General features: G+C 62.1%; 13 protein-coding genes and 3 pseudogenes. 13 read left to right on the forward strand and 3 right to left on the reverse strand.

From position 1 onward, the window contains the following. Positions 1 to 96: 96 nt before the first annotated feature. The 3 genes from AC0L2V_RS26570 (at position 97) to AC0L2V_RS26580 (ending at position 3,937) form a co-directional block, all read left to right on the forward strand. A complete protein-coding gene (locus AC0L2V_RS26570) occupies positions 97 to 1,044 on the forward strand; it encodes an AEC family transporter (RefSeq protein ID WP_287219327.1) in 948 nt (315 codons plus the stop codon). A 317-nt stretch (positions 1,045 to 1,361) separates the two neighbouring features. After that, positions 1,362 to 2,819 carry an NAD-dependent succinate-semialdehyde dehydrogenase gene (locus AC0L2V_RS26575; protein WP_473521636.1) on the forward strand — a complete coding sequence of 486 codons (1,458 nt, stop codon included), beginning with the start codon at positions 1,362 to 1,364 and terminating at the stop codon, positions 2,817 to 2,819. A gap of 86 nt (positions 2,820 to 2,905) precedes the next feature. Next, positions 2,906 to 3,937, forward strand: coding sequence for an aldose epimerase family protein (locus tag AC0L2V_RS26580; RefSeq protein ID WP_473511545.1), 1,032 nt, complete (start codon positions 2,906 to 2,908; stop codon positions 3,935 to 3,937). Positions 3,938 to 4,040: 103 nt separating this feature from the next. On the opposite strand, the gene AC0L2V_RS26585 is transcribed toward AC0L2V_RS26580, so the two are convergent. Further along, the gene (locus tag AC0L2V_RS26585; protein ID WP_473511544.1) at positions 4,041 to 5,753 is read right to left on the reverse strand and encodes a winged helix-turn-helix domain-containing tetratricopeptide repeat protein; all 1,713 of its coding nucleotides are present in this window, start codon (positions 5,751 to 5,753) and stop codon (positions 4,041 to 4,043) included. A gap of 243 nt (positions 5,754 to 5,996) precedes the next feature. Here AC0L2V_RS26585 and AC0L2V_RS26590 point away from each other — a divergent pair, with 243 nt between their 5' ends. The 6 genes and pseudogenes from AC0L2V_RS26590 (at position 5,997) to AC0L2V_RS26615 (ending at position 11,398) form a co-directional block, all read left to right on the forward strand. Further along, complete coding sequence (locus tag AC0L2V_RS26590; protein WP_473511542.1) at positions 5,997 to 6,377, forward strand: hypothetical protein; 381 nt, start codon at positions 5,997 to 5,999, stop codon at positions 6,375 to 6,377. A gap of 87 nt (positions 6,378 to 6,464) precedes the next feature. Continuing rightward, entirely contained in the window at positions 6,465 to 7,559 is a 1,095-nt protein-coding gene (locus tag AC0L2V_RS26595; protein ID WP_473511541.1) for an alpha/beta hydrolase, read from the forward strand. Between the two features lie 160 nt (positions 7,560 to 7,719). Further along, positions 7,720 to 8,445, forward strand: coding sequence for a gamma-glutamylcyclotransferase (locus tag AC0L2V_RS26600; protein ID WP_473511540.1), 726 nt, complete (start codon positions 7,720 to 7,722; stop codon positions 8,443 to 8,445). 26 nt (positions 8,446 to 8,471) lie between these two features. After that, a pseudogene (locus tag AC0L2V_RS26605) lies at positions 8,472 to 9,065 on the forward strand (aldose epimerase family protein); the annotation flags it as partial. 83 nt (positions 9,066 to 9,148) lie between these two features. Continuing rightward, positions 9,149 to 9,466: pseudogene (locus AC0L2V_RS26610) on the forward strand (IS91 family transposase); the annotation flags it as partial. A 201-nt stretch (positions 9,467 to 9,667) separates the two neighbouring features. After that, a complete protein-coding gene (locus AC0L2V_RS26615) occupies positions 9,668 to 11,398 on the forward strand; it encodes an adenylate/guanylate cyclase domain-containing protein (RefSeq protein WP_473521637.1) in 1,731 nt (576 codons plus the stop codon). A 274-nt stretch (positions 11,399 to 11,672) separates the two neighbouring features. On the opposite strand, the gene AC0L2V_RS26620 is transcribed toward AC0L2V_RS26615, so the two are convergent. Beyond that, the gene (locus AC0L2V_RS26620) at positions 11,673 to 12,536 is read right to left on the reverse strand and encodes an alpha/beta fold hydrolase (RefSeq protein WP_473521638.1); all 864 of its coding nucleotides are present in this window, start codon (positions 12,534 to 12,536) and stop codon (positions 11,673 to 11,675) included. Continuing rightward, entirely contained in the window at positions 12,533 to 13,114 is a 582-nt protein-coding gene (locus AC0L2V_RS26625) for a glutathione S-transferase N-terminal domain-containing protein (RefSeq protein WP_473511535.1), read from the reverse strand. Before AC0L2V_RS26625 ends, AC0L2V_RS26620 begins: the two co-directional genes overlap by 4 nt. 297 nt (positions 13,115 to 13,411) lie before the next feature. Here AC0L2V_RS26625 and AC0L2V_RS26630 point away from each other — a divergent pair, with 297 nt between their 5' ends. From AC0L2V_RS26630 to AC0L2V_RS26645, 4 genes and pseudogenes are all read left to right on the forward strand, one after another. After that, positions 13,412 to 14,512: a branched-chain amino acid ABC transporter substrate-binding protein gene (locus AC0L2V_RS26630; RefSeq protein WP_473511534.1), complete on the forward strand. Its 1,101-nt coding sequence runs from the start codon at positions 13,412 to 13,414 to the stop codon at positions 14,510 to 14,512. A gap of 83 nt (positions 14,513 to 14,595) precedes the next feature. Further along, entirely contained in the window at positions 14,596 to 17,064 is a 2,469-nt protein-coding gene (locus tag AC0L2V_RS26635) for an adenylate/guanylate cyclase domain-containing protein (protein WP_473511532.1), read from the forward strand. 80 nt (positions 17,065 to 17,144) lie between these two features. After that, positions 17,145 to 17,429 (forward strand): annotated as a pseudogene (locus AC0L2V_RS26640) (aldose epimerase family protein); the annotation flags it as partial. A 116-nt stretch (positions 17,430 to 17,545) separates the two neighbouring features. Next, entirely contained in the window at positions 17,546 to 18,118 is a 573-nt protein-coding gene (locus AC0L2V_RS26645) for a histidine phosphatase family protein (RefSeq protein WP_473511530.1), read from the forward strand. The last annotated feature ends 18 nt before the right edge of the window (positions 18,119 to 18,136 follow it).

The raw sequence follows: 18,136 nt of genomic DNA on the forward strand, positions 1-18,136 counted from the left end.
AACAAGGCATCACCTATCCCGGCTGTTTGCGAGAACCGACCGCTTTGCCAGGCGGGGCGGTTGCGCTCAAATCCCGGCTCGCCTATCAGGGGAAAAATGTCCCCACTCATCGAAACCGTCCTTTTTGTCTTCGGCCTTGTCGCGCTCGGCTATCTGGCCGGGCTCACCGGCTATCTGAAGGCCGAGGCGGGTGGGGCCATCGCCGAATTCGCCGTCGGGGTGGCGATGCCGCTGCTTCTGTTCCGCACCATGGTCAACGCCGATTTCCATGGCACCGCGCCCTGGTTGTTCTGGGGAGCCTATTTTACGGCTGCCGCAGTGACGTGGGCCGCAGGCCACCTGGTCATCACCCGGGTGTTCGGGCGCGACTCGCGTGCCGGGGTTGTCGGCGGCGTGTCGTCGGCTTTTTCCAACCTCGTCCTGCTCGGCATCCCGTTCTTCCTCGGCACATTCGGGCCAAGTGGATTCGAAGTGCTGTCGCTGCTGATTTCCGTGCATCTGCCGACGATGATCATGGCATCGATCATCCTGTTTGAGATCTTTGGCCGCGGTGACGAGCATGTGCATCCGCTGCGCATCATCCGGCGCTTCTTTCGAAAGTTGCTCTCCAATCCGCTGATCATCGGCATCCTGGCCGGATGGGTGTGGCGTATCACCGGCCTGCCATTGCCGGCGCTGGCGGTCCGGCTGGTCGACGCGCTGGCCAACATCGCCGGACCGGTCGCGCTGTTTGCTATGGGGTTGGGCCTGTGCCGTTTCGGCATCTCCGGCAATGTGCGGCCGGCGCTGGCGCTGTCGGCGCTGAAGCTGATGCTGATGCCGGCCGTCGCGCTCGGCCTGGTCTGGCTGCTTGGCCTGCCGCCGCTGTCGGCGAAAGTTGCGGTCGTGGCCGCCGCGCTGCCATCCGGGGTGAATTCCTACCTGATTGCGACGCAGTTCAACACCGGCCAGGCGCTGGCATCGAACCAGATGACCATCGCCACCGCCTGCGCGGTCGTCACCACGGCCTTTTGGCTGACGGTGGTGGTCCACGTGTTTGGATAGGTATGATCGATATTGATGCCTGCGAAGGGCGGTTTCCTGGTACTTCCGGTACTCATATACCCAAACGTTACGCTCCGTTCCGGTTCTCGGGAGCCACCGGTCCGGTCGTTTCCCACACACCCTCAAGCAACAACGGGAGCGCAAATCGGCCTCGCCTTGTGCTGGCCCAAACCCTATATGCCATCTTGCGATTGATTGCGGGGCTTGCCCTAGGTAAAGAGCAGTGGCTCCAGGCGTGCCGGCATCGATGCCAGTGCGCACGCCCGTCAAGGAAATCCAGATAGCGGCCCGTCAGCGCGCCGAACGGAGGCTAGACCATGCTTCAGAAAACCAGCCATTTCATGCGCCAGGCCAATCTCATCAACGGCGAGTGGGTGCAGGCCGACAGCGGCCAGACGGTCGACGTCAACAATCCGGCCACCGGCCTCAAGATCGGCACCGTGCCGAAGTCGGGCAAGGTCGAGACGCGCCGCGCCATCGAAGCTGCCGACGCCGCCTTCCAGACATGGCGCAAGACCACCGCGCTCGAGCGCTCGAAGCTGTTGCGCAAGCTGCATGACGCCATGATGGACAACCAGGACGTGCTGGCCGAGCTGCTGACCATCGAGCAGGGCAAGTCGCTGTTCGAATCGAAGGGCGAGATCGGTTCGGCGGCCTCGTACATATTGTGGTTCGCCGAAGAAGGCCGCCGCACCTATGGCGATGTCGTGCCGTCGCCTTGGGCGGACCGCCGCATCCTGGTGACCAAGGAGCCGGTCGGCGTCATCGCCGCCATCACGCCGTGGAATTTCCCGTCCTCGATGCTGGCCCGCAAGCTCGGCCCGGCACTTGCCGCCGGCTGCACCGCGGTCGTCAAACCGGCGTCGCAGACGCCTTATTCCGGCCTCGCCTGGGGCGCGCTCGCCGAGGAAGTCGGCTTCCCCAAGGGCGTCATCAACATCTTGACCGGCGCCGCCGGCGAGATCGGCGACGAGATCTGCGCCAACCCGCTGGTCAAGAAGATCACCTTCACCGGCTCGACCGAGGTCGGCAAGATCCTGATCCAGAAGTCGTCCGTCACCGTCAAGAAGGTGTCGATGGAGCTCGGCGGCAACGCGCCGTTCCTGGTCTTCGACGACGCCGATATCGAGCGCGCCGTCGCCGGCGCGATCACCGCCAAATACCGCAATTCCGGCCAGACCTGCGTCTGCACCAACCGCTTCCTGGTCCAGGCTGGTGTCTACGACAAGTTCGTCGAAAGGCTCGCCGCCGCCAGCGACGGGCTGAAGGTCGGTTCCGGCCTCGATGACGGCGTGCAGCAGGGGCCGCTGATCGACGAGAAGGCGGTCGAGAAGGTCGAGGAACTGATCGCCGACGCCACCGCCAAGGGCGGCAAGATCGTCGCCGGCGGCAAGCGCCATGCGCTCGGCGGTTCGTTCTTCCAGCCGACGGTGATCGCCAATGCCACGCCGAAGATGCGCTTCATGAAGGAAGAGATCTTTGGCCCGGTAGCGCCCGTGTTCAAGTTCGAAACCGAAGAGGAGGCGATCGCGCTGGCCAATGATACCGAGTTCGGCCTCGCCTGCTATTTCTACACCGGCGATCTCGGCCGCGCCTTCCGGGTCATGGAAGGGCTGAAATACGGCATGGTCGGCGTCAATGAAGGCCTCATCACCACGCCCGAGGCGCCGTTCGGCGGCGTCAAGGAATCGGGCCTCGGCAAGGAAGGCGGACATCAGGGCATCGAGGATTATCTCGACACCAAATATGTCTGCATCGGCGGCCTCGGCCTCTGATCGGGCAGGGGTCCATTGACTGCCAATGGACCCAAACCGGCCCGAGAGGCCGGGCGGGGATCGATCAACCAACTGGCGTTTCGGGCATGGCGATGAAGGACGGCGAGGTTTTCGGTACGACGCCAGCGGGCGAGGCCATCCGCCGCTTCAGCATCCGCGGCGGCGGCCTCACCGCCAACATCATCGGGCTTGGCGCCATCATTCAGGATCTGCGGCTGGCCGGCCACGATGCGCCGCTGGTGCTCGGCTATGACAGTTTTGAGCCCTATGAAACGGATACGGCCTTCTTCGGCGCCGTCGTCGGACGCTATGCCAACCGTATCCGCGATGGCCGCTTCACCATCGCCGGCCAGCGCTACCAGACCGAGCGCAACTTCCTCGACAAGCACACGCTGCATGGCGGCTCGCAAGGTTTTTCGCACCGGCCGTGGGAGGTTTCGCTGCATGGCAGGGATTTTGTCACGCTGACGCTGCATGATCCCGACGGCACGATGGGCTTTTCCGGCGCGCTCGACGTGACCTGCACCTACAGGTTGAAGATCCCAGGCACGCTCAGCGTCGAGCTGACCGCCACCTGCGAGGAGCCGACGCTGTGCAATCTCACCCAGCATTCCTATTTCAACCTGGATGACGGCGGCGCCGGCGATGTCCTCGATCACCGGCTGATGCTGAACGCCGGCGCCTATCTTCCGGTCGATGGCGACCTGATCCCGACCGGCGTCGTGAAGCCGGTCGACGGCACGCCGTTCGATTTCCGTCAGGCGCGGCCGCTGCGCATGGAGAGCGAGGGCAAGCAGCTCCCCTACGACCAGAATTTCTGCCTTGCCTCGACGCGCGGGCCGCTCAAGCTGGCGTCATGGGCGCAAGGCGCGAATTCCGGCGTCGAGATGGAGCTGTGGACCACGGAACCGGGCGTCCAGCTCTATACCGGCCAGTATCTGGCGCCAGCTTCGCCGGGGCTCGGGGCGGTTCATTACAAGGCTTACTCGGGCTTCTGCCTGGAGCCGCAGGTCTGGCCGGACGCGCCGAACCGGCCGTATTTCCCGCAGGCCACGCTATGGCCGGGCCAGATCTACCACCATGTGACGGAATACCGGTTCCGACTGCCTGACGCCTAACGCTGGAAGCCGGTCTTTCGATTCCACCTTCGGTTTGGAAAGGGTCATGTCCGCCGTCTGTGTCGGTCTGGGCCAGTCTTTCCCAGATACAGCGAGACCGGCGCTAATTCAGCGCGGTCCTCACGCGCTCCGCTTCGCACTGCTTCATGCGGAACATGCCGGTATCGGTCTTGGCCTGCTCGACCGTCATGCAGACCGGAAGTCCGGCCTTGGCGGCGCTTTCGGCCAGTAGGGTTTCGTCCGAGAAGGCTGGATACGGAAACATGCTCTCCGCCGTCCAGTCGGGCTTCATACGCAGCACCTTGGCCGCGGCGGCGGCTGCTTCCTGCTTCTTTCCGATCTGCGCGGCGCTCATGGCGACAAAGGCGGCCTGACTGGGCGACTCGCCGAGCTGCTTCGCCGTCGTGTAAGCTTCATCGAACTGGCGCGCCGCGAAATAGGTTTGCGTGATCGGAAAATTCCACCAGGAGGGATAGCGCGGGTTGAGCTTCAGCGTCCGTTCCACAAGCTCCAGGGCGCGCTCCGTCTGCCAGCCGGCGTAAGTCCAGGCCAGCTGCATCATTGTGTCGGCATTATTAGGACCAAACTGCAGCGCGAGCTTCTGATAGCGTTCCGCCTGTTCACTGTCGTTCTGGTAGGCGTAGGCCACCGCCATCGTGAAATTTGCGGTGGAGTCGTTCGGGTCTAGGGCGAGCGCTCTTTCTGCATACTTCCGCTGGGCATCGACCCATGCTGGAAAGTCGATGACCGAGCCGATTTCCATCTCGATCGCATAGGTGATCCCCATGTCGCGCACCAGCGGCATGAAATCGGGAGCGAGCTTCAGCCCCCTCTCGAAATACGCCCGCGCCTCGAGCTGACTCGCCACGGTCATCTTGTGCTTCGCTTCGATGCCCAGCAGCCAGTAATCATACGCATTGAGGCCAGTTGCATTCTTGCGTCGCGCCAGCGTGCGCTCGGCCTCCGTCACCTGACCCTGCCAGCCGGTAAGCGTGGTCGCAATTTTCTGCGTGATCTCGTCTTGAACTTCGAGCAGTTCCGCTGCGAGGCGATCGTAGCGCTCCGACCAGACATGTGCTCCTGTCTCGGCATCGATCAGCTGTGCCGTCACCCGCATGCGGTGGCCATCTACTTGCAGGCTGCCTTCCAGCACATATTTGACGTCAAGCGCTTCGCCGATCTCGCGCACATCGTGGGCCTTGCCGCGATAGAATTCGGCGGAGGTCCGGGCGATTACCGATATATCGCGGTAGCGGGCCAGATCGGTGATGATGTCCTCAGTCACGCCGGTGGCGAAACGGTCCCACCTGTCGTCGCCGTTGATGTTTTCGAAGGGCAGCACGGCGATAGCCGGTGCCTCGGCGCCAGATTTCGTTGTCGGAAGGAGATAGGCGGCGGCTGCACCGATCAGGATCATGAGACCGGCGGCGAGGCCCAGCCAGGATTTGCTGCGTAGCCCGCGCAACCGAGCGCCGGCAACTTTCCTGCTATCTTCGATCGCCTTTTCCGCCTCTAGCACATAGCCGCGCTTCGGCAGGGTCCGGACGATCTCGTGCCGCTCGTCGCCGAGCGCTTTCCTGATCTCGATGACGCACTGGACAAGGCTATCATCGGTGACGGCGAGGTTTCCCCACACCGCCTGCATCAGTTCATCCTTGGTGACGATTTTTCCTGGCCGGGCGGCCAGCACCTTCAGTACCTCGATGGCCTGCGGCCGCAGGGCTATAACATGCCCGCTCTGGTCCGTGATGCAGCCGCGCTGAAGGTCGACCGTGCGGCCGTTCAGGCGAATCGGCGTCAGCGCCGAACTGTCCATCGGAACGTTCCCCGCGGGGCGAGGCCGGTTGGGTCTCGTTGCGGTCAATCTACAGCAAAGCCCGCCGTCATTCCAGCAATCGTCGAGGATTTAGTCGGCGATCGGAAGATTTCGTCCGATTTCGTCAGCCCATCGTGCTGCTCTCGTTACGAATGGTGCCGTCGGGCTCATCCTGCGTGGAGTCGAGAAAGAGGCGGAACGCAACGATTGTCTGTGTGCGTCCGCCCGATGGAGGAAATGACCATGACCAGATTTTTCGCAGCATTCGCATTCGCCGGCCTCGCCTGGACCGGGATCTCGGCTGCGGCCGAACTGGCGCCAGGCAACGGGCATAGCGTTCATCTCGCCGCCTTCGACGGCATCGTCTACTATACAGTCGAGCGGGACGGCTACCGGATCGTGACGACGTTGGCATCGGGAGCAGACGCGCTGCCGCTGCGGATGATCTCCACGCTCGCCCCCGGGCAGCGCGTGACCATTTCCGTGCCCCAGTCGGCCGGCCAGCCGTCGATCGATTTCGAGATTCTGCGCGATGGTGATGCGCTCGTTGTCAGCGACGCCATTCCCGCTGCGGTGGTCGATCTCGTGGACGTGGCGCCGACCCCGGCGGCGTTGGGGGAGTGAGTGCTGCCGTAGAGTTCGAGGGGAGCGCACGGGTTTGTCGAGTATGCTTCCGTAGCTCTCGGACCATCCGTGCACAGGGAGGATATGATGCAGATCAGATTCGGATCATACAATGGAAATATCACGCGCAGGACACTGCTCGCGGTTGCCGTTGCCACAGTCGCGACACCAGCTGCGGCGCAGCGCTGCCAGATCGGACCACCATCCCACCAGAAGGGTCCGCTCGTTTTCAGGGACTATGACCAGGTCGAGCTCGACGCAGCGTACAGCCAAGTACATTACGAGCCGCTGGAAGGCCGGACAACCAATCGGATCTTCGCGAACAGCGCAGCCGCCCGGGACCGGATTGGCTTGCCACTTCGCGTCGCTTACGGACCAAGCGAAGTCGAGAAGCTCGATATTTTCCGTACCGATCGCCCCAAGGCGCCAATCTTCCTGTTTGTTCACGGGGGCACTTGGCGCGGCGGCTCGGCGAGGGATTGCGCCTATGCTGCGGAAATGTTCGTCAAGGCCGGTGCGCACTTTATCGCGATCGATTTCGCCTCAGTGACCAACGTGAATGGCGATCTCGGCGTGCTCGCTGCGCAGGTGCGCCGAGCGATCGCCTGGGTGCACGAAAACGCGGCAACTTTCGACGGCGATCCAGATCGCCTCTACGTTGGGGGTCATTCCTCCGGCGGCCATCTGTGCGGCGTTGCTCTCACTACGGATTGGATGAAGGAATTCGGCTTGCCCACCGGCACGATCAAAGGCGGTCTCTGCATGAGTGGCCTGTTTGAGATGAAGCCGGTGCGACTTTCATGGCGTGGCGGCTATGTCAATTTCACCGATGAGATGGCGGAGGAAAATGAGCCCGCAGCGGCATATCAACGAGTTGAACGCGCCGGTAGTTGTTACTTACGGCACTTACGAAACGCCGGAGTTCCAGCACCAAAGTCGCGATTTTGCCGCTGCAGCGGAGGCGGCAGGAAAGACGGTCGGGATAATAGAGGCACTCAATTACCACCATCAGGAGATGGCGGAATCGCTCGGCAACCCCTACTGGCCCAACGGCCGAGCAGCGCTGGCGCTGATGAAACTGGATTCATGATGCTTGGCCGCGGCGCACCTGATGACGGGGAGCGGGGCACGTTTCTACCTGAAACCAAACTGGCGAATCCACCCAACCGCAATGTTCGGTAGTGGGTCAGTTTGAAATCTAGCTGGGCGACACCAGCTGGCTTTTGGTGACGGTTCGCCGTTGGGAGACTGATGATATCATGGCGCTCTTGGACTGCTAAGCAAGCCCAGCGAAACGTGGCTCTTACAAGAAGCGCGGGGCAGCAAAAGAACGGAACGGCATATGAGGGAGAAGATGCCCAGGCTGGCTCGGAAGATGGCGCTTACGCCGGAGATTATTGCGCGCGTTCATCGGGTGTTAGAGGACCCCGGCTCGGCACCTGGTCTCGATTACCACACCGAGGAGGACTACGATGCGGCGGTGCATGAGACGCTCGCCTCGCATCCCCGAGGCGAAGACCTTTGGTTGTTCGCCTATGGCTCACTGATTTGGAAGCCGGAAGTTGAGCACACTGAGGAGCGCATTGGCACGGCTCACGGCTGGCATCGTTCATTCTGCCTAAAGATGACCCGGTGGCGGGGCACGAGGGAGCAGCCTGGCCTGATGATGGCCCTCGACCGAGGCGGCCAGTGCCGGGGGATGCTCTATAGGCTCGCCGGCAACACAGTGGAATGGCACCTCGGCAAGCTGGTCCGCCGAGAGATGAAGGCGAAACCACCCAGCAACCCGCCCCGTTGGCTTGCCGTCAAGACGGATCAGGGGCCTGTCCGCGCCCTAGCCTTCGTGATGAACCGAGAGGCGGGCGCATACACCGGCAGGCTCCCGCCTGATGAGGTGGCGGACATTATGGCCAAGGCATGCGGCCACTTGGGCTCGTGCGCCGAGTATCTCTATAATACCATCACGCATCTGGAAGAGCGCGGCATCCACGACAGCAATCTATGGCGGCTACAGCGTCTGGTCGCCGAACGCATTTTGGGTTCCATCGTAACACCAATTTCAAGCTGACCATTGCCGATCTTCGCGAACAGCGCACCTATAGGCTGAAAATCCCAGGCACGCTCAGCGTCGAGCTGACCGCCACCTGCGAGGAGCCGACGCTGTGCAATCTCACCCAGCATTCCTATTTCAACCTGGATGACGGCGGCGCCGGCGATGTCCTCGATCACCGGCTGATGCTGAACGCCGGCGCCTATCTTCCGGTCGATGGCGACCTGATCCCGACCGGCGTCGTGAAGCCGGTCGACGGCACGCCGTTCGATTTCCGTCAGGCGCGGCCGCTGCGCATGGAGAGCGAGGGCAGGCAGCTCCCCTACGACCAGAATTTCTGTCTTGCCTCGACGCGCGGGTCACTCAAGCTGGCATCATGGGCGCAAGGCGCGAATTCCGGCGTCGAGATGGAGCTGTGGACCACGGAACCGGGCGTGCAGCTCTATACCGGCCAGTATCTGGCGCCAGCTTCGCCGGGGCTCGGGGGAGTTCATTACAAGGCTTATTCGGGCTTCTGCCTGGAGCCGCAGGTCTGGCCGGACGCACCGAACCGGCCGTATTTCCCGCAGGCCACGCTATGGCCGGGCCAGATCTACCACCATGTGACGGAATACCGGTTCAGACTGCCTGGCGCTTGACGCCGGAAGCCGGTACCGGCTTTGCTGTGCTTACCTTCGGTCCGGACAGGACCGTGCGCAAAGTTCAAAGAGCGTCCTTTGCGGCGCGGGACTGGATGGCCGCCGGTGCCGAAGACCTGCTGCCCGTGGAGTATTTCCACGTGGTTTTCACCCTGCCTGCCGAGATCGCGCAGATCACTTATTGGAACAAGAAGGCTGTCTATGACCTGCTGTTTCGGGCATCGGCCGAGACGCTGACCACGATCACGGCCGATCCCAAGCGCCTCGGCGCACGCATCGGCATGACCAGCGTGCTGCACACCTGGGGATCGGCGCTGACGCATCACCCGCATGTTCACATTATCGTGCCTGGCGGGGGACTGTCGCCGGATAGTACCCGCTGGATCGGCGGCCGCCCCGGGGTGCCGGGTCGCCATCCATCACAACCAGTCCCACGAGACGATATGACGCTTCTCTACTTCCCTTCGCGGCCGCCCGACGGCAGGCCGTGACCTGAGGCGGACGTGGCGATCGAAACAGAATGAGAGCCCACCGCATCGGTGCACACAGCACGACGGTTAGATGGTATGGTGCCCGTCTGGTCAGCCTTTCCAGGGATAAGCATGGAACGCCGTTTGGCCGCGATTCTGGCAGTGGATGTAGTCGGTTTTAGCCGCCTGATGGAGGTCGACGAAGCCGGCACGCTGGCTGCCCTCAAGATCCGCCGCAAGGAGGTGCTGAGGCCCCTGGTTGCCAAGCATCGCGGACGCATCTTCAAGGTCGCCGGCGATGGCGTGCTGGTGGAGTTCGCCAGCGCTGTTAACGCCGTGCAATGCGCGGTCGAGCTCCAGGAGGGCATGGCCGCCGCAAACAGCGATCAGCCTGAGGAGCGGCGGATCGTGCTGCGCATCGGCGTCAATCTGGGTGACGTCATTGTCGAAGGCAGTGATCTCTATGGCGACGGCGTCAACATCGCCGCGAGGCTCGAAAGCATCGCCGAACCGGGTTCCATCCTGGTCTCCGGGACCGCGCATGACCACATCAGGAACAAAGTCCAAGTAGGCTTCGACGATCTCGGTACGCAGAACCTGAAGAACATCGCCGAGCCGGTTCGGATCTATCGGGTCGCCGGAACACCGGCTGTTGCGGTCGTGACGCCCCGAGTCACAGCCGAGAAGCCTGCCATCGCCGTCTTGCCGTTTGTGAACATGAGCAGTGATCCCGAGCAGGAGTACTTCGCGGACGGCATGACCGAAGACATCATCACGGAACTCTCGCGCTTCAAGAGCCTCTTGGTCATCGCGCGCAATTCCTCATTTTTATACAAAGGGCGGTCGCCTAGGATCCAGGACGTCGGGCACGAACTCGGCGTGCGCTGGATAGTCGAAGGCAGCGTGCGCAAGGCCGGGAACTGGGTACGCATAACGGCCCAGCTAATCGACGCAACGACTGGGGCGCACGTGTGGGCGGAACGCTATGACCGCACGCTCGACTCCATTTTCGAGGTCCAGGACGAGGTCGTGCAAGCAATCGTCGGTACAATACCGGGGCATCTTGGTCGAATCGCAGTCGAGCACGCGCGCCGGAGGCCGCCGGCGAACCTCACAGCCTTCGACCATTTGCTGCGGGGACGTTGGGCTCTGTTTCACTCCACTGATGGTCTGCAAAGTGCCTTGGTTCATCTGGAGAAAGCGATCGAGGCCGATCCGAACTATGCGGCCGCGCACGCGCAGATCGCCACCGCCTTTGCCTATGGCATCTATGCGTTGGGCCTTGAACCGGAGATTGCGATCGAACGCGCGTGCCATCATGCGGCGCGCGCAGTGGCGCTCGACGGCGGCGATACCGAAGTCAATTCGGCTGCCGCTTCCGCCTATATCACGAGCGGCATGCATGAGCTTGCCGATCTTCACTCCGCGCGTGCAACGGCGAGCAATCCGAATGATGCATCGGCTCTCTTCAGCCGCGGATTTGTTCTCGCCCATCTGGGTCGACCATCCGAGGCGATCGAAATCTTCTCCCAAATGCAGAGGATCGACCCTTTGGCGCCGGATGATGCCAGATCAGAGGTGCTGTGCGACTGCCACTTCATGTTGGGAGAATACGAGACAGTAATTGGGATCCTCAGGCACAGGCACGATGTGCCGGCCTATATGCACCTGATCGAAGCTGCAGCGTACGCACAGCTGGGTCGCATCGAGGAGTCGAAAGCGGCTGTCGCGGCTTTCCATCGAAGTCCAGGCCCCAAGCCGGACCCAAAGACCATGATTGCTTCGCAGATGCGCATGATCGCTCATCAAGAAGACCGCGAACGCTGGCTTGAGGGCTACCGCAAGGCAGGCCTGCCCATATGACGCAGTCTCGTAGCCCTGACCCCGACGTGGCCCGGCCCGACTACCTAGTCTGGAGGTGTGCGTCATCCTGAGCGTGATTGCCTTCCACTGAAGGCTCCTTCTGGCGCGCATCCGAGTCCTTGCCGAACGCGAAGGATTGTCTCCGGTCCGGACCTTTATGTGCCGATTTCCTTCCCCGATAGCTATCATTGGGCGCAACCAACGATGATGACCCATTGCCGTCTTCCCTGCGTTCGCGTTGGATTTCCGCTTCGCGCCGCATGGCAGAGTCTTGTCAGCGCCGGTCGATGGCTCGCTTCGAACCCGTGTGTTCGGCGATCGCCTCGACGATCCGGTCCCAATCGCCGGGGTTCAGCTCGTGCCCGCCGCCTTCGAGCTTCAGGAGCCGTGCGCCCGCGACTGCCTCGGCCAGTACTGCGCCGTGCTCAACCGGAAAGACTGGATCGGCGGTGCCGTGAATGACGAGCAGCGGTACCTTGATCTCGGCGAGCCTGCCCTGCCAGGCCTTGCCGATCTCGAAGAGAACACTGTGGTTGGTGGCGCTGAGATAGCCGCCAGAACGGTCAAAGTCCCGCTCGATGAAGGCTCTGGTCTCGGCTTCGTCGAACGGGTGTGCTGTTCCTGCGATCAGTCGCGCGTCCTCGACGCAATATGCGACGGTCTCCGCCCGGTTCGACCAGTCCACGTCCACAGCCATATGTTCCAACCAGGCCTTACCGCTCTTGGGGAGGCTGGACCGGTCCACCCCGATCGGCGAGGTGCTGATCGCCGTCAGTGAAAGCACCCGCTCTGGATGTTTGAGCGCCGTACCCTGGCCGACCATTCCGCCTTGGGAGAAGCCCGCGACGTGCGCCGCCGTGATCCTGTAGCCGTCGAGCACGCAAAGGGCGTCTTCGACCGCATCGTCAAAGCCATAGCCCGGCCGACCGGGCGGATATTTGGTCGAAAGACCGGAGTCTCGCTGGTCGTAGCGGATGACGAAGCGGCCCCGTGCGGCGAGTCGGCGGCAGAATTCCTCCGGCCACCAGAGCATCGAGGCCATCCCGCCCATGATGAGAAGTATCGGCGGCTGGGCCGGATTGCCGAAGCTCTGCGTTGCGAGCTCGACCCCATCGGCACGGATCACCAGCTCGTTCATGCCAGTCCTTCGCGGCGCAGAGCCGCTTGTACGGCAGGCCGCTCTTCGATGCGCGCGATGTAATCGCGAAGCGGCTCGGGCAGTTGAAATCCGATCTCCGCCGCGCCGCGCGCCAGCTGGAAGAGATAGGGATCCGCGACGGTGAAAGTCTTTCCGAACAAATACCCCCGCTCCAGCCGGCCTGCGGCGAAGCGGAACCATCGCAGTATTTCCTGGGCGATCGGCTCCCTGACGTCTTCAGGAAGCATTAGGTAGGTGGGAAAGCGCTTGTGAATCTCGGTCGCGATGAAGCTCAGCATCTCAAGCAGGCGATAGCGGCCCAGATGACCCTGCGGCGCGAGCTCCGGCGCGCGATCCGCGACCCAAGCCAGGATCGCGACATTCTCGGTCAGCACCTCACCGTCGTCGAACACGAGAGCGGGCACATAGCCCTTCGGATTGATATCGATATAGCGGCCACCCCCTTCGATCTGCTTGGTCTCGATATCGACCGTGACCACGTCGAACTGAATTCCAGCCTCCAGCATCGCGATATGGTCGGCCAGGCTGGTGAACCCGGGTGCAGAATAAAGCTTCATCGATCCAACTCCTTCTGCTGCTGCTTGGTTTCACAACCAGTTGCATCCTAGGTCATCTGCTCAACAACGTGCCGACAATTGGATACTCCCACCTCGGTTTGACCAAGAAACGAGCGGCGGGGAACGCGGTTCCACGATGCCCCTCAGCTGCTCGCTGATTGCTCGCACATGCAGAGGCACAGGACGGGACGCGAGTATCTTCCTCGACTCTGGTTGTCGGGGCGCATGCGACGCTCGCGGAAAAAGACTGTCGGCGCTGACGGGATTGGCGTAAGCTACGGCCTTTGGGGTGCATCCATGCACCGTATCATCACCGTAGCTATTGTCGCGCTCGTGGCCGCGGCGCTTAGCTGTCCTGCGCGGGCGGAGGTGCTGATCGGGGTCGCAGGCCCGATGACCGGAAAGCTCGAATGGACTGGCACGCAATTGAAGCGCGGCGCAGAGGTGGCTGTGGCCGATATCAATGCGGCGGACGGCGTCCTCGGCGAGCCGGTGCGACTCATCACGGTCGACGACTTCTGCGATCCCGAGCAAGCGGTGGCTGCTGCCCAAAAGCTGGTGGCTGACGGTGTAGTGTTCGTCGTCGGGCACTACTGCTCTGGAGCCTCGATTCCGGCATCGGAGGTGTACGAGGCGGCGGGAATTCTGCAGATTTCGCCGTCCTCGACCAATCCGATGTTGACCGAACAAGGCCGCGACAACGTTTTCCGCGTCTGCAGTCGCGACGATGCGCAGGGCTTCGAGGCCGGCAACTACTTGGCCGATCATTGGAGCGACAAGAAGATCGCGATCCTCCACGACAACACGATCTACGGAAAAGGTCTCGCCGATGAAACCAGGAAGCAGCTGAACAAGCGCGGCACGACCGAAGCGATTTTCGAAGCCTACGCTCCCGGGAAAGACGATTACTCGGCCGAGATCGCCACGCTGCAGGCTGCGGATATCGCCGTGCTCTATCTGGGCGGGTACCATACCGAGGCCGCGCTCATGGTTCGTGCGGCGCGCGACCGGGGCTACTCGGTTCAGCTGATCTCGGGTGACGATACAGCGACCGAGGCATTTGGGCTGATTGCCGGCCCTGCCGCCGAGGGCACGCTCTTCACCTTTGTCCCCGACCCGCGTCGAAACGCCGAAGCGGCCACAGTCGTCGAACGATTCCGAGCCGAGAACTTCGAACCCGATTCCTGGACGCTGCACAGTTACGGCGCCGCCCAGACCTGGGCGCAGGCGGTCGAGAAGGCAGGCTCACTAGAACTCCAAGCCGTGATTGCATCGCTGCGCGGCAATCAATTTAACACTGTGTTGGGCCGTATGGACTTTGATAATAAAGGCGACCTCACTGTTCAGAGTTGGGTATGGTATGTCTGGAAGGGTGGCGAATACGTGCCGTTGGAGTAATGGACCACCGATCCGGCGAATCGCCTTGAGCCAATCTGTGCAGACCATATCGGCCGCGCCACCTGAATCAATGCGTCGCCGCGATGCTTAAGCGTCTCGGCATACGCGGCCGTCTGTTGCTCGCTTTTTTCGGTATCAGCACCTTCGCGGTGCTCGCGACAACAGCCGCTCTTTATGCCTTCCTCGAGGTGGGGGAGGTCGTCAACCACATCACCAAGGAGCGTGTGCCGTCGGCGCTCGCGTCCCTCCAGCTGTCGCGCCAGGCTGAGCGGGTCGCCGCCACTGCGCCCGCCGCACTTGCTTCGACCAGCAAGGCTCAGCATAACGAGGTCTCGACTGCGATCGCGGCAGAGATGACGCGCCTCGAGGAACTGCTTGCCGCTCTCAAAGGCGCCAAGCCTAGCACGGCGGTAGTGGCTGAGATCGAGGCTGCGGTGCTTGGTCTGCGGCGCAATCTCAACGCCCTCGACGACCTTGTCGCCGCCCGCCTCACCGTGGTGGCGCGCAAAGAGGAACTGTTACGTCGCCTGTCGGCTACGACAAATGCAAGCCAGCGCCTTGTGGCGCCCGGCATGCTCGTGATGAATTCCAAACTCCAGCAATGGCGGGCGGTCACGGCCGACACGCCGCTCGCGTCCGATCGAGGCGCGGAGGCGACGGCCGACCTGGTCCAGTCGATAGCGGCCTACATCCCGCAGCAGAAGGCGCAGCAGGAGATCTCGGCGGTCAATGACGCGCTGGTCAACACGGCGGACGCGCCGACGCCAGGCGATCTGGCGTTGATCCTGTTTCCGCTGCGCCGGTCACTCGCCGTTCTGGACACGATTTCCAACGAGATCGACGATAGGCTGCGAACCCGTTTCCAGCAGCGGGTCAACGAGTTCAAGGCACTGATCGACGGCGGAAACAGCATCCCGAAGGCGCGGCAGGACGAGTTCGCCGTCCTGGCGCAGGGCGAAGAGCTTCTGGCCGAAAACAATCAGCTGTCGCGCAGTCTTACCGCTGCCGTCGATCGCCTGGTCGCCGCGGCAGACCGCGAGATCACCGCATCTGGTCTCGAAGCCGCGGTCGTCCAGCGATTCGGGACCGGAGTTGTCCTTGGCTCCGCCTTTCTCAGCCTCTTGAGTTCCGTTCTTGTTGTTTGGCTCTATGTCGACCGCAGCCTCCTCGCCCGCCTGGGAGGGGTGAGCCAAAGCATGCTCGCAATCGCCGGCGGCAATCTTCGTGCGCCATTGCCTGCCGCGGGCCACGACGAAATCGGCCGCATGGCCGAGGCGCTCAGGCTCTTCCGGGACACTGCAGTCGAGGTCGAAGAAAAGAACCTGCGCGAGGTCGCCGAAGCGCGCCAGCGGCTCATCGATGCCATCGAGAGCATCTCCGAGGGATTCGCTCTCTACGACCGCGAGGACCGGCTCATCCTTAGCAATAGCCGCTACCGCGAACTGCTCTACAGCGACCTTGCGATCGAATTGACGCCCGGTACGACATTCGAGCACATCATCCGCCGATCCGCTGAGCGCGGCTACATCAGGGATGCCGAGGGACGATTCGAGGAATGGGTCGCCGAGCGGCTCTCCCGGCACCGCAACCCTGGCGAACCGTGGGAGCAGCGGCGAGGCGACGGAAGATGGATCATGATAAGCGAGCGGCGGATCACCGGCGGCGGCACAGTCGCGGTCTACTCGGACATCACCGAGCTGAAGCTACGGGAGGAGAACCTCGCCGAGAAATCCGCGGCTCTCGAGGCGCTTTCCAGCAAGCTGGCGAAATACCTGGCGCCCCAGGTGTACAACTCGATATTCACCGGCCGTCAGGAGGTCAGGATCGCCAGCCAGCGGAAGAAGCTGACAATATGCTTCTCGGATATCGCCGGCTTTACCGAGACCACCGACAAGATGGAGTCGGAGGACCTCACCCAGCTCCTCAATCACTATCTGACGGAAATGTCGAAAATTGCTTCGGATCATGGCGCGACGATCGACAAGTATGTCGGCGACGCGATTCTGATGTTTTTCGGCGATCCGGAAACTCGCGGCGTCAAGGAGGACGCGCTCGCCGGTGTGCAGATGGCTCTCGCCATGCAGAAGCGGATGAGCGAACTTGCCGAAGTCTGGCGCGACATTGGAATTGAAACACCACTGCGCTGCCGCATCGGCATCCACACCGACTACTGCACTGTCGGCAACTTCGGCAGCGAGGACCGGATGGACTACACGATAATCGGCGGCGCCGTGAATCTCGCCTCACGTCTTGAGCAGGAGGCGCAGCCAGGGACCGTGCTCATTTCTTATGAGACGTTTGCGCAAGTGAAGGACACGATTGACTGCGACGAACTGGGGCGCATCCACGTCAAAGGGATCGCCTATCCGGTCGCCACTTATCGCGTCATCGATGTGAAGGCCAATCTTGTCGCTGCCCGTCGCGCCGTTCGAACCGAACTGCCGCATCTCAGACTGGAAGCTGAGCCCGAGCTGATGTCTGCTGACGAGCGTGACCAAGCCGCAACTGCGCTTCGAGACGTGCTCGATCGACTTTGTTACAAGCCCGGGTAGGAGGGATCGTCGGCATCGGCTCTGTGGACAAGTCCCCATTCTGAAACACGCAGGACGGCAAAGCCGTCGATCTCTACACGCTCATCAACGACAGAGGCGCGTCCATCAAGTTCATCGCTATGGCGGGTATAATCACCGCGATCAATGTGCCCGACCGCTGGGGCAAGCTCGACAACGTCGTGCTCGGCTTCAAGGAACTCGCCGACTACGAATCCTTGCCCCCCTATTTCGGCGCCTTGATCGGGCGCTACGCCAATCGCAGACCGGTGCGCGGAATGAACTGCGACGAGTTTGGAGACAATGTAGCGGTTATGATGGCCGGAGGTCCGCTCATGGCAGCGCGATACAGACGTTCCTGTTTCTGATATCCATTGAGGCTGTGAAAAGTGCCCGTGCAATGATGTGGTTGGTGTGTGTTGATACTTCCTGCGCTTGATCAGCTCTGTTAGGCGTCGGAAGGATTTTATCGGAGCGCAACGGCATGCCGACGGCCTTCTTTATCACTCATCCGGAAGTTTCCGTTGATCCCGCCACGCCAGTTCCAGCTTGGCGGCTTTCGGACCGCGGCGTCACCCGGATGAGGGCTTTCGTGGGCTGTGCGGTGCTGTCCGGCCTGACGTCCATCTGGTCGAGCTCCGAGGCCAAGGCTATTGAAGCGGCTGGCCTGCTGGCGGCGGGATTTGGTTTGCCCGTCCAAGTGGATGAGCACCTTGGCGAGAACGACCGCTCCGCGACCGGTTTCCTTCCACCCGTCGATTTCGAACGAGTTGCTGACGCCTTCTTCGCCAATCCACATGAGAGCGTTTGCGGATGGGAGCGCGCGCTCGATGCCCAGGATCGCGTCGCGCGGGCCGTGTTTCGCATTCTTGCGACCCATCACGACGGCGACATTGCTTTCGTCTCGCATGGCGGCGTGGGCACGCTCCTGCTTTGCAAGCTGCTGAATGCGCCAATTTCGCGCAGTCGGGATCAACCTTTCCAAGGTCATTTCTTCGCTTTCGATTTGCCGGGTTTCAAGATCATCCACGAATGGCAACCTGTCGCCGAGCGTTAACCTCAACCTTTCGCTGCA

The sequence above is a fragment of the Mesorhizobium sp. WSM4814 genome, from assembly GCF_055811595.1.